This window comes from Clostridium sp. UBA6640, from assembly GCF_002455975.1.
GTDB lineage: Bacteria > Bacillota > Clostridia > Clostridiales > Clostridiaceae > Clostridium_J.
In genome coordinates this window covers 52,553-66,404 of sequence record NZ_DKLM01000053.1, presented here as the reverse complement: position 1 = coordinate 66,404, position 13,852 = coordinate 52,553, and the positions used below count along the sequence as shown (strand labels likewise).

The window sequence follows — 13,852 nt, the reverse complement described above, 5'->3', positions numbered from 1 at the left end:
ATTAATTTGTAAAATTAATTTCAACCATAATTGTCAATTGTCCATTGACTAAAGATGGATTAATTTATTTTACAACTAGCAATGTAGATGGAAGAGGAAATTCTAATGTAGGTGATGATAAAATTATCCGACTCATTCCGAAAAAAAGTGATATCTAAAGAAGCAAAGAGAACTCACTTTGGTCATACTATCTGTAGAACGGATAATAATCATAAAGAGCAAGAAAACAATGATATTTATATTTACTTAACGTCCCAAAAGATATATTTAATAAGATGTCTTTTTTTATTTCTATAGAGAATTAATAGAGAAAATTCATCATTTTAAGAGTTATATGAGCAATATTGACAAGAAAATTCCATTATGCTAGTATTATCTGTAATTATTAGGCTGTAACTCCTATTATTACTGTTGATTTTGTAATTTAGACGATTTCTAAGTGGTTAAGAGTACAAACTGTAAACTTGTTGGTGATTTGAATTTTTCATCCTCCACCAAGAACTAACTACTTAATGAATATATCGAGTTTTATGGTAAAATATTTTTGATTACTAGAAAGGCAATTATAAGTATGGAATATAGATTTCACATAGATATAAAAGAAGGATATGAAGACATGCTTATGCAATATTCAGAAATGCGAACACAGTTTTCAACAATACGTGATTTCAAAACCAATCAAAATGATAAGGAAATTATATATGATATAGATTCTAACTATGGAGAAGGATGTATAAAAGTTTATAAACTCATGGGAAATGTAACACTTACAATTTTTGATGTAGTCTTTCACCAGGACATTATAATAGAGTTTGATTTATCACAAGAATACTTTGAAGTAGAATACTGTGTTGGCGGTTGTTTATGTATAAAAGAGTCCAAGATTGGCAGCATGTGTTTGTCTCCAAATGATATTTCTGTATCAATGTCTAGAGGAACATGTGGTTCAGTAAGGTATTGTGCCGGTCAGAAATATCAAGGCATTTCTATTACTGCTGAAAAAGTGGCTATTGATTCTTATTTTGGAAGTTATGGAATTGAACTTTGGGAGGAGACAATAGAACAATTGGAAAATACGCTTAGAGAACAATATTATCAAGGAATAAAAGCAGCTCCTGAAATTGGGAATGCATTTTTACAAATATTCAATTGTAGTTTACCTAAAAAATCAAAAATTTTATTTTTTGAAAGTAAAGTAATGGAAATATTCTCGAAAATAATATCCTATGAAATCCTCGGAACAGACTTAACAGAGCAAATATCTTTGAGTGAATTTGAAATCAATCAAATAAAAAAAGTGCCAGAAATATTAATGACAAATTTATATGAACTTCCAACTGTTAGTACTCTATCAAAGCAATTAGCTATCAACAGAAATAAGTTGGCTAAAGGTTTTAAGATGATATATGGAGATACTATTTTTAGATATCATCGTAAAATGTGTTTGCAACGTGCTGCTACGTTATTGCTAGATACAGATAGGCCAATTAATGAAATTGCTTTGGATGTAGGATACTCAAATCCAAGTAATTTTTGTTATGCATTTAAAAGAGAATTTGGAATAACACCATTGCAGTATAGAAGTACATTACTTTAGTTTCCAATTGCTCGATATATAATTTTGTAATATTCACCTATTTACAAATTTTATTTTTAGATTTGTATAGTTTATTAGTTTATCAATCTGTCTTTAAGCTTAAAGCCACAGGGTAATACCTGTGGCTTTGTTTTGCTTAAGATAAATTCCAATTTTTAAGGTTAATAATTATTAAATAATAAGTTTTTTGAAATGTTTTAGTGAATATAGCCTGAAATACCCTTAAGTAAACTTTATATTACTATATATAAAGTTCCCCTCCATATCAATCTTATACCAACTACTTTTTACATTTTATTTTCCCAATCAATAGGTTCTTTTTAAATTACTAAAATTACTTCACATAGTTAGATATCAATTTTATTAATAGCTAGGAGGAAGTATATGACTTATTTATATTGATTTTATTTTAATAGTTCTAGGTAATATCGTAAAAAATATATTTTTATTACATTTACTATAAGAACTTCTATATTTTTGATTTTTGTATATATCCTTTTATGACATTATACCAAAATTGGCAGAGATGATAAGGTGATTTGATAGAACATAGCATATAAATATTTATAATTTTAAAAGTTGTTTTATCAACATAAACAATGCTTCTATCAACATAGTTAGCGGCTGTCATTTCAGTATAATAGTACATGACTCATATGAAATTAATAATCATTACCAATAGTGAAGCTTATATAGGGAGAGGAAATACAAGTATACCGTTTATGTGGATTAATGAAGGGGGTAGATTCTATCTAAATTAGTCATTGGCAATTTTGATAGAATACACAGATTATGTATTTAATTATCACAGGAATACAATTAGGGCTAGTGTAAATTAGGTACGAATTGAATTGAGAAATTTATATCATTTACAAAACGGTAGAGTTAATTAGGAGGTAGGAAAATGTCAAAAAAATTTACAACGTTGTTTTTAGTAATAGCTTTTTGCCTTTCTATAGTGACAGGGTGCTCTTATACTGAAAAGGCACAAGATAGTCAAGAGCAAAGCCAAAATGATCAAAATGCAAAGTTAAATGAAGAAAAAAGTGACGTAGAAAGGGGAAATCATTATCCTGTGACTATTAAAATGTATACGAATGAGGGCAAAGAAATAGAACAAACCATTGAAAGAGAACCTAAAAAAGTTGTAGTTATTGGAGAAACTATGGCTGAACTTATGATTGAATTTGGGCAAAAGGATAAAGTTGTTGGTGTAGCTTATCTTAATCAATCCTTTTCAAAATATGCTGATCAAATTAATCAGATGCCAATTATTACAGAATCATGGCCATCCAAGGAAGCTGTGCTTGCATTGAAACCTGACATCATCTATTCTATATCTTCAGCTTTTAAAGAAGAATTATTGGGGGACATTTCATTTTGGAATGACAGGGGTGTTCCAGTACTCTCTGCTGTAAACTTTACGATAGGGCGTAGCATTGAGGAGTATTTTACAGAAATTAAGAATTTTGGAATGGTTTTTAACGTTAAAGATAAGACTGATGCCTATCTAAAAGAACAGAATTCTAGAATAAATAAGGTTAAAAAGATAGCTCAAGGGGCTAAAGAAGCTCCAAAGGTATTGTTTATTGGAAGTGCACGGGATACTTATTATTACTATCCACCATCTTGGTGCATTATTGATGAAATGATTGAAGGTGCAGGCGGAGAATATATGAAGTTGTCAGAGAATGGATATATCGAGATGTCAATTGAGGCAGTTATTGCCACTAATCCGGAAAAAATTATTATCACAGAATTTCAGGAGCCTGACAGGGAGACGATAAAAAATAAACTAATTTCAAACGAAAGACTCAAAAATGTCAATGCAATAAAAACAGGAAATGTGATGGTAGCAGAATATACAAATTCAGTAAATGGTGGTCTTCAACTTGCTGATCTATATGAGGATGTAGCAACATTTATTCATCCTGAATTATTTGGGGGAAAGGAAAAATGATATTAAAGATAAGACAACAAGATAGGAAAGATACTTCAATAAATCCTGAGCCTGTATTAAAAAGTCGATATATGTTTAATTCAATAATCCTTTTATTAATTATCGCTATTGTATTTTCTATTATTGTTTCAGTATCTATAGGACAAGTATCTATTCCTTTTAATGAATCCTGTAGGATATTGATTTATAAATTAACTGGCATACAGATTGGGGATATTAGCCAACTTACGTCAGGAATGTTTGTAGATATTATTTGGCAGATTAGGTTCCCAAGAGTATTGTTAGCAATGATTGTTGGTTCAGGGCTTGCTTTATGTGGAACTGTTATGCAAGCTTCTGTACAAAATCCTCTGGCCGATCCATATATATTGGGTATCTCCTCAGGTGCTTCTTTAGGAGCAACATTTTCTATAATGATAGGTTTTGCTAGTACAAGTATTATCGGTGAGATAGGGATTGCTTTTTGGGCATTTATTGGAGCTTTAGGAGCTGCCACGTTGGTTTTGATGTTGTCGAGTATTGGTGGCAAAATGTCTTCTGTCAAGTTAGTTCTTGCAGGAACAGTAATTAATGCGCTATGCAGTGCGTTTTCAAATTTTATTGTTTATTTTGCGAAAGATTCAGAAGGAATTCGCTCTATAACTTTTTGGACAATGGGTAGCCTTGCTTCTGCTAAGTGGGAGAACTTGCCCTTGATTGCAACAGTTGTGATAATAGCTACTATTTTCTTCTTATTGCAATCAAGAATAATGAATGCAATGTTAGTGGGTGATGAAGCTGCAGTTACTTTAGGAATTAACCTTAATTTTTATAGAAGATTTTATATGATTATTTCGTCTATAGTTACAGGGGTAATTGTAGCAACATGCGGTATTATTGGATTCGTTGGCTTAATTATTCCTCATATAGTGAGAAGTGTTGTTGGTTCTGACCATAAGCGGCTTTTACCAACAGTTATACTCACTAGTGCAATTTTTCTTATTTGGACAGATTTTTTGGCAAGAACAATCATACCAAAAGGTGAACTGCCAATTGGTATTGTTACAGCTCTTCTTGGTGCTCCTATGTTTATGTATATGTTGATTAAGAGAAGTTATGGATTTGGAGGGAAATAATATGGATTTAAAAGTTGATAATATACAAGTTGCACTTTCAGGCACTGATATTATAAAAGACATTTCTCTCTATGTTGATAGTGGACAATTTGTCGGTATTATTGGCCCTAATGGATGTGGAAAATCTACTTTATTAAAAAGTATATACAAAGTAATTAAACCTAAACAGGGATCTGTATTTTTAGATGAAAAGGATGTTTTAAGATCTAGTGTAAAATCAATTTCAAAAACAATGGGCGTTGTTGGACAATTTAATGATATGAGTTTTGATTTTACTGTACATGAAATGGTTATGATGGGTAGGACTCCTCACAAAAGTTTAATGGAATCAAATAACAATGATGATTATGAAATTGTTAATGCAGCTCTTAAAAAAGTGGACTTAATTTCATATTCAAATAGAAGTTATATAACCCTTTCTGGGGGAGAGAAGCAAAGGGTTATATTGGCAAGAGCCATTGCCCAACAACCTAAATTTTTGATACTCGATGAACCAACAAATCATTTGGATATTAAATATCAGCTGCAAATTCTATCAATTGTTAAGTCTTTAAAAATAGGAACTTTAGCTGCATTACATGATCTTTCCCTTGCGGCAGCTTATTGTGATATTTTATATGTTGTAAAAAGAGGAAAAGTAGTGACAAGCGGAAGTCCTAGTGAAATTTTAACAAAAAAGCTTATAAGAGAAGTATATGAAATTGATTGCGAAATTTATACAAATCCTATAACCGGTGGATTGGCTATTGCTTACAATCCCATATTAGATTGAGAATAATTTATCTTAACAATTTAAATATATATTGATTACTTTAAGTTAGACAAAAAATATTACTTTAGGAGATTAGATTTTAGGTTTTAATGTAAATAAATATTTGGAGGTGTTTAATTTGGAAGCTGATATGACAAAAGGGAAGCCAATGGAGATGATTATTCGATTTGCAATCCCAATGTTCATTGGTAATTTGTTTCAGCAATTTTATAATATAGTTGATACAATTATAGTGGGACGATTTGTAGGAAAAGATGCATTAGCTGCTGTTGGTTCATCTTTTGCAATTATGACATTTGTGACATCTATTTTGATTGGACTTTCTATGGGAGCGTCTGCACTTTTTTCTCAACTTTTTGGCGCAAGGAAGTATGAGGAACTGAAGAGAGCTATTTCAACATCTTTTATATTCATTTTTATTGTAAGTATTATGCTTACGGTGCTAACATCTCTATTTATGAGACAAATAATTCAGTTGTTTCAAATGCCGCCAGAAACAAGAGCATATGCTGCTGATTATTTGAGATTTATATTTGCAGGGCTGATTTTTTCAGGAATTTATAATGGATTTTCTTTTTTACTTAGAGCTATTGGTGATTCTAAATCTCCACTTTACTTTTTAATCTTATCTGCTGTAATTAATATAATTTTAGATTTAGTTTTCACTATAGTATTAAATATGGAAGTGGCAGGTGTTGCATTAGCAACATTTATTGCTCAAGGTATTTCAGCGGTTAGTTGTGCTGTGTATGCAATTAAACGTATAGATTTTATTAAATTTAAGCGTCAAGATATTGTATTTGATAGACAAATATTTAAAATAGTTGCGAGTTATTCTATATTAACTGCTGTGCAACAATCTGCGTCAAGTTTTGGTATGATGATGATTCAAGGTCTCGTTAATACTTTTGGGGCGATAGTAATGGCTGCCTTTGCAGCTGCTTCAAAGATTGATTCTTTTGCTAACATACCTATGCAGGATTTTGGTAATGCTTTTTCTACCTATGTTGCACAAAACAAAGGGGCAGGAAATATGGAAAGAATTCGTGAAGGAATTCATGGCGTGTCAAAAGTTATAGTTGTATTTTCACTGGCTATTTCTATACTGGTTTTTGTTTTTGCGCCACATTTGGTATTAATTTTTGTTAAGAAAGAAGCTATTGATGTTATTGAAGTTAGTGTGTATTATTTACGTATTGTATGTGTGACTTATACACTGCTTGGATTTTTACAAATGTTTTATGGGTTTTATCGTGGACTTGGTGAAGTTAATGTGTCTATTATACTCACTTTTGCTTCTCAAGGAACAAGGGTACTCTTGGCATATGGCCTTGCAATGACATCTTTGGGATTTACTGGGATATGTTTAGCCATTCCTATTGGATGGTTTTTATCAGATACCTTAGGTATTTTTATGTATAAAAAAATTATGAGGAGGGAGGAAGGTGTTGTAGTTTAGTATTACTAAGGTTATTTAATGCAGGCTTTAATTGAAATTAAATTGTAATCACTTTTGACTTAAAATAAGTTATACCTAGATTATATTTATATTACAGAAAGATATATTTATAGTATATCTTTCTGTAATATATGTGATGTTTATGGAAAAATTTTCTCCTCAATATAATTTACAGCAGTGATGTTGACAGAGAAGTAACATTATGTTAATATTTATCTAGTAAAATTAATAATAGAATAATGCTCTTATCAAGAGAGGTGGAGGGAAACAGGCCCTGTGAAACCCGGCAACCGGTATATATTTTACCACGGTGCCAATTCCTGCAGAAGTAATTCTGCAAGATAAGAGAGCGCAAATATGTAATTAGCCTCTTCTTATCTAAGAAGAGTTTTTTTATTTTATAGATATAGCAAGGAGGAGATTAAAAAATGAGAAGATTATTTACTTCAGAGTCAGTTACAGAAGGCCATCCAGATAAAATGTGTGATCAAATATCAGATGCAGTTTTAGATAGTATATTAGAAAAAGATCCTAATGCTAGAGTAGCTTGTGAAACAGCTGTGACTACAGGCATGGTTATGGTTATGGGAGAAATAACAACTAATTGTTATGTAGACATTCCAAAAGTAGTTAGAAAAACTGTAGAAGAAATAGGATATACAAGAGCTAAGTTTGGATTTGATTGCAATACTTGTGCTGTATTAACATCTATTGATGAGCAATCTCCAGATATAGCTCAAGGTGTTGATGAGGCAATAGAAAAAAGAGGACAAGAGAAAGAGGAAATTGAAGCTGTAGGGGCTGGAGATCAGGGAATGATGTTTGGATTTGCTACATCTGAAACTGAAGAATATATGCCTCTTCCGATAGCTATGGCTCATAGATTATCAAGAAGATTGGCAGAAGTTAGAAAAGACGGAACTTTATCATATTTAAGACCAGATGGAAAAACTCAAGTTACAGTTGAATATGAGGATGAAAAACCAGTAAGAATAGATACAATAGTTATATCAACTCAACATTGCCCAGATGTTTCTCAAGAGCAAATTTATGAAGACTTAATGAAACATGTTATAAATGCTATAGTACCATCTGAATTATTAGATGAAAATACTAAATACTATATTAATCCGACTGGAAAGTTTGTTATAGGCGGACCACAAGGTGATTCAGGATTAACAGGAAGAAAAATAATTGTTGACACTTATGGTGGATACGGAAGACACGGCGGTGGAGCATTCTCAGGAAAAGATCCAACAAAAGTTGACCGTTCAGCTGCATATGCTGCAAGATGGGTGGCTAAAAACCTAGTAGCTGCAGGAGTTGCATATAAACTAGAAGTAGAACTTGCATATGCTATAGGAGTAGCTAATCCTGTATCAATTGAAGTTGATACTTTTGGAACAGGAAAGATACCAGATGATAAGATTGTTGAAATAATTAAAGAAGTATTCGATCTAAGACCTGGTGCTATAATAAAAGAATTAGAATTAAAGAGACCAATATACAAACAAACAGCTGCTTATGGACACTTTGGAAGAACAGACTTAAATCTTCCATGGGAAAAATTAAGTAAAGTAGCTCAAATTAGAAGATATATATAAGCATAAAGCCCTGTACTTAATTTAGTACAGGGCTTTCTCAATGGAGAATTGACAATGGACGATTGAGAATTAAGGTGAAAATTATTTTTAGAAAAATAATTTCTTTAAATAGATTTTTTAACAAAAACAACTTTATCGTTTAAGGGATAAATCAATCTAATACTTCTTCCATAAGGAAGAAGTATCAATAATTATCCATCCTCAATAGTCAATTTTCAATTGTATAAGGGTTCCTTGAGGTGCAATATATGTCGGAACGATACTAATAAATTCAACTAATACTATGGAGGGACTACATTTGCTAGTGTTCCATTGTAGGGGTGAACAGCGTTTGTCAGTTCTTCTTAATACGTCTTATAGTTTAATATTTGTTCAATAATATATGGAGAACACTACTCACCGCTGCAGTTAATCAATGCTGAATTTCTCAGTTACCACTGAGAAATATCCGAAATTCTTCATTCTTCATTATTAATCCTTAATTCTCAAGAATTTAAGCTATTTTTACAGAAAGTTTATTTTCCAGAGTATATCTTAAGTTTTCACATTGTATCCCTATATGTATAATTTAACAGGTTTGTAATGATTGTGGATTGGTAAAAATATATTATATATAGAATGTATTTTTGCTAGTTTGCAATGAGAGAATTAAAATATTACAAGACTCATAACTGAAGTGTCAATAATTATAAATTAACAATTTTTAATTATATTCTGCTACGTATGGAACACTTATAAAGAGTAGAATTAGAACCATACAAGCAGCTATGATATAATTAATCAAAAGAAGAATTTTTAGGAGAGATTTTCATGATAGATATAACAGGGATAATAGATGATATTGTCTTTAAAAATGAGGATAATGGTTATACCATTGCCAATATAAGAAATGGTAATATTAGAAAAACTATTGTAGGTATAATCCCTTATATTAGTGAAGGTCAGCATTATAAAGTAACAGGAGAGCTAGTGATTCATCCTAAGTTTGGAGAGCAGTTAAAAGTATCAGGTATTGAAGAAATTTTACCAAACAGTATTTTAGGAATAGAAAAGTACTTAGCTAGCGGGGTTATCTCAGGAATAGGACCTGTTACTGCAAAAAAGATAGTTGATTTTTTTGGAGAAAGAACTTTAGAAGTTCTAGATAATAATATAGAACGATTAAGGGAAATTAATGGTATAGGGGAGAAAAAAATTGAACTCATAATGAAATCTTATGCTTCACAAAAAGAGCTTAGGAGCATTATGATTTTTTTCCAAACCTATGGGATCTCTGCTAATCAATGTATGAAAATATATAAAAGATTTGGAGCAAGTTCTGTAGGAATTGTTAAAGAAAATCCGTATATATTAACAGAAACTATATCGGGAATAGGCTTTAAAACAGCAGATAGCATAGCAAAGAATTTAGGCATAGATAAAGATTCTCCTTTTAGAATTAAAAGCGGAATAAGATATGTTGTAAATGAATTTTGTCTTTTAGGAAACACATATATGCCACTGGAGAGGCTTATTGTTAGGTGCAAAGAGATTTTATCTGTTGATGAAGAAAGTATTCAAAAATCTGTATATGACAGCGTTTTAGAAGGTAAATTGAAGATAGAAAATATATATGGAGAAAGTGCAGTTTTTACCATTCCATATCTTTATGCAGAATTAGGTGTAACAAGAAAGATTGTTGAACTTGCATCAAATTCTTATGATGAACTAGAGGTCAATGGGGAAAAAGAAATAAAGTCTTTTGAAAAAGAAAATAATTTAAAGTTGGCAAAGTCACAAATTGAGGCTATAAAAGGAGCAATATCTTATGGTGTTGAAGTTATTACAGGAGGTCCTGGTACAGGAAAGACTACAATAATTAACTGTATTGTTAGTATATTCGAAAAAGCTGGAATGAAAGTATTTATGGCTGCACCTACAGGCCGTGCGGCAAAAAGAATGACAGAAGCTACTGGAAGAGAGGCTAAAACTATTCATAGACTTTTAGAGATAGGTGCAGGAGAAGAGGGAATCGAACTTTTGAGAGATGAAAGTAGCCCTCTTGAATGTGACGTTTTAATAGTAGATGAAGCTTCGATGATAGATATTAATTTAATGAATAACCTTTTATCAGCAATATCATTGGGCACGAGGTTAATAATAGTAGGAGACGTAGATCAGCTTCCATCTGTAGGTCCAGGAAATGTACTTAGAGACATTATAGACAGCAATTCTATAAAGATTGTAAGGCTTAATGAAATATTTAGACAGGGTAAAGAAAGTATGATAACGGTAAATGCCCACTTAATTAATGATGGTAAAATGCCTATGCTGAATAAAAAAGATAGTGATTTTTATTTTATAGAATGTTATGATACAGAAAAAATATTAGAACAAATTATATCTTTAATAAATACTAGACTTCCTAAGTTTAATAAATCATGGGATAAAACAAAGCATATACAAATTTTATCTCCTATGAAGAAGGGTATAGTTGGAATAGATAATTTAAATAAAGAACTTCAAAATATATTAAATCCTAAATCAAAAAATAAGATGGAAAAAGAATTTAGAGATATAGTCTTTAGAATTGGCGATAAAGTAATGCAAACAAAAAATAACTATACTTTAAAATGGAATAAATATAATACTGAAGACGAAGCTACTGGTGTTGGAGTTTTTAATGGTGATGTAGGCTATGTAATTGATATTAAAGAAGAAAATGATACAGTCGTAGTTAATTTTGAAGATGATAAAATTGTAGAGTACGACTCTGTATTTTTAGATGAACTTACGCTTGCATATGCGATAACTATACATAAAAGTCAAGGTAGTGAATTTCCTGTAGTTATAATGCCAATGTTTATGGGGCCACCACTACTTATGAACAGAAACTTGTTATATACAGGTATAACTAGAGCAAAACAAATGGTTGTTCTTGTAGGATCTCAAAAAGCTATTAGTTTTATGAAAGATAATGATAGAACCTTTGAAAGATATTCAGGACTAAAATGGAGAATAAAAGAAATATTTGATATATGATTTGAGGAGACAACTATGGCTATAAAAAACATGTTTAGAGGTAAAGAAGAAGTAAGTCAAGATATATTAAGATATTGTCGAAATAAACATGATAGATTAAATGTTATTTCTTATTTTTATAATACAGCTACAATTTTTTTAACTACTATATTCTATTATTTAAATAATAATAAATCTATAGTGTATATAACTAATGAAGTTGAAGATAAAATAGAGATTCTAAACTATATTGATAAGGAGAAATACGTATATTTAAAAGATTCATCACAGGAAGTTAAAGGTAAGATGATTATATGTAATTATAATAGGGCATTATACTTAGATAATAGATACGATTTAATTATCTTTGATGATTTAGGATATATGCCACTTCAAGATAAAAAAAGTATAGAAAAAGTTTTAACTCGGCTTTGTAGTGATAGTGGAATAGCTATTTCATATTCTATTGAATCTATATTTTTAAAAGATGATAATATATATTTTCCTACGAATAAGAATAAAACACCATTAATTGAACCCAGAGTAATTACTACGAGAATTAATGTAAATGAAGACTTGCCCTTAGCAGCTTATGAATACTTAACTTGGGCTATATCTTTAAATAGAAGAACTATAATATATGTACCAGACAAGGTTAAAGTGCTAAATATTTATGGCTATATGGATAAATTAAAAGGAAAATTAACAGAAAATATATATTACCATATAAAAGATAAAAAAGATAAGACATATATCAAAAAATTTTTATTTTCAAATAACAGTATTTTAATTACCGATGATTATGATGAGTTCTATGAAGATTTGAATAATATTAATGTAATAGTATTTTTTGCAGATGATAAAATTTACGATTATAAAACTTTAGTTTATATTACAAGTAAAGTAGAAAGAGCGGAATCATTAGAACGAGGAGAAGTGATTTTTCTTTGTAAAGAAGAAACACAAGATATACATAAGGCTAAATTCATAATGAGAGAATTAAATAGGAAAGCGTGGGAAGAAGGATTCTTAAAAATTTAAAGTATCTAATACATTGTATATCTTTAGTAATATATCCGACGAAAGAACAATGCATTATATGTAAATCTTATACTAAAGATAAAATAATATGTAACAGTTGTGAAAGCAAAATAAATTTTATTAATAAAAATTATTATATAATAAGAGAAAATAAGAGATATAAATGTTATATTATAGCAAAGCATGATGATATTATTAAAAAACTTGTATTGTCTTTAAAATATTTTAATAATTATTTAGCAGCAGAGCTTTTAGGTAATTATATGGGTGATTTAATTGAGAAAGAAGCTTTAAAAGTTGATATAATTACTTTTGTGCCTATAAGTAAAAATGTAAGAAGAAAAAGAGGATATAATCAAGCCAAACTTCTAGCTCAGGTGGCATCTTCTAAAATTAATAAACCTTGCTTAGATCTATTAGAAAAATTCAAAGAAACTAAGGATCAAATAGGATTAGATAAGGGAGAAAGATGGAGCAATGTTTGTGATTGTTTTAAGGTTAATGAGAAGTTCTGTATTAAAGGAAAAAATATTTTATTAATTGATGATGTTATAACTACTGGGGCTACAGCTGTAAATTGCGTAAATTTATTAAAAAAATTTGGAGCTGGAAGAGTATACATCTTGACTGCTTCAAAAAGTGTAGTATAATAATAAGATATGAGTCGGGTTTGTGGTTGAAAGTCGATGCCAGTCGCAGGCAAAACGATCCACGTAAGTTAAACAAAGTTTTAATGAGCATGGTGCGGCTTAGAAGTAAGTCCTGCCGTGAAAAACGAGAGGGTTAGTAGTGAGAGGGTAAATCTGGGTAGCGAAAGCTCCAGCAGGCGAGTGTGGGGTCAAAGACCAGGTCAAACGGCTTAAAGATAATGCTATGTATACAATATTGTATACATAGCATTATCTTTTTGTTAAGAAAAATATTATTAAAATAGAAATTTAATTTAGATCTTAAAAATAGTGAGTTCTACTAAAAATAAAGTTTATTATATCTAAGACACCTACTATTATAAATGTATGAATAGCTATAACCAATTTAGAGAGCTAGGCATAAAATAAATATGATAGGGGGGAATTATGTATATGAATAATATAACATTATATCCTAAAGCGGATATTTTTGTGACATCGCAGTTTTTTAATGCCAATTTTTCAAACGTAAAATATTTATTTACAGGTAATAAATCGATGACCCAACCCTTCAATAAATTGTTTAGATCATTGCTAAAATTTGATTTTAGTGATTTTGAGAATGAGAATGTAAAAATAAAAAAAGCCTCTTTATATTTATATGTAAGTCATAAG

Annotated in this window: 9 protein-coding genes, 1 pseudogene and 1 riboswitch; all 10 genes and pseudogenes read left to right on the top strand. The window is 30.2% G+C overall.

The window, feature by feature from the left end; all coding sequences use genetic code 11:
• The first annotated feature begins 571 nt into the window (after positions 1–571).
• On the top strand, positions 572–1,597 hold the full coding sequence (locus B2W91_RS05635; RefSeq protein WP_291579363.1) for a helix-turn-helix domain-containing protein: 1,026 nt from the start codon (positions 572–574) through the stop codon (positions 1,595–1,597).
• A gap of 904 nt (positions 1,598–2,501) precedes the next feature.
• Complete coding sequence (locus tag B2W91_RS05630) at positions 2,502–3,557, top strand: ABC transporter substrate-binding protein (protein ID WP_291579316.1); 1,056 nt, start codon at positions 2,502–2,504, stop codon at positions 3,555–3,557.
• A gap of 71 nt (positions 3,558–3,628) precedes the next feature.
• Positions 3,629–4,672, top strand: a complete 1,044-nt coding sequence (locus tag B2W91_RS05625; RefSeq protein ID WP_291579361.1) for a FecCD family ABC transporter permease — start codon at positions 3,629–3,631, stop codon at positions 4,670–4,672.
• Between the two features lies 1 nt (position 4,673).
• The gene (locus tag B2W91_RS05620; protein WP_291579314.1) at positions 4,674–5,444 is read left to right on the top strand and encodes an ABC transporter ATP-binding protein; all 771 of its coding nucleotides are present in this window, start codon (positions 4,674–4,676) and stop codon (positions 5,442–5,444) included.
• A 118-nt stretch (positions 5,445–5,562) separates the two neighbouring features.
• Positions 5,563–6,903, top strand: a complete 1,341-nt coding sequence (locus B2W91_RS05615; RefSeq protein WP_291579312.1) for an MATE family efflux transporter — start codon at positions 5,563–5,565, stop codon at positions 6,901–6,903.
• A gap of 242 nt (positions 6,904–7,145) precedes the next feature.
• A riboswitch (SAM riboswitch) is annotated at positions 7,146–7,251 on the top strand.
• Positions 7,252–7,331: 80 nt separating this feature from the next.
• On the top strand, positions 7,332–8,507 hold the full coding sequence (gene metK, locus B2W91_RS05610) for a methionine adenosyltransferase (RefSeq protein ID WP_291579310.1): 1,176 nt from the start codon (positions 7,332–7,334) through the stop codon (positions 8,505–8,507).
• Positions 8,508–9,317: 810 nt separating this feature from the next.
• Complete coding sequence (locus tag B2W91_RS05605) at positions 9,318–11,528, top strand: ATP-dependent RecD-like DNA helicase (protein WP_291579309.1); 2,211 nt, start codon at positions 9,318–9,320, stop codon at positions 11,526–11,528.
• 15 nt (positions 11,529–11,543) lie between these two features.
• A complete protein-coding gene (locus B2W91_RS05600; RefSeq protein WP_291579308.1) occupies positions 11,544–12,548 on the top strand; it encodes a hypothetical protein in 1,005 nt (334 codons plus the stop codon).
• On the top strand, positions 12,521–13,198 hold the full coding sequence (locus tag B2W91_RS05595) for a ComF family protein (protein ID WP_291579307.1): 678 nt from the start codon (positions 12,521–12,523) through the stop codon (positions 13,196–13,198). The genes B2W91_RS05600 and B2W91_RS05595 overlap by 28 nt, the downstream gene beginning before the upstream one ends.
• 432 nt (positions 13,199–13,630) lie before the next feature.
• Positions 13,631–13,852, top strand: a pseudogene (locus tag B2W91_RS05590) (collagen-like protein); the annotation flags it as partial.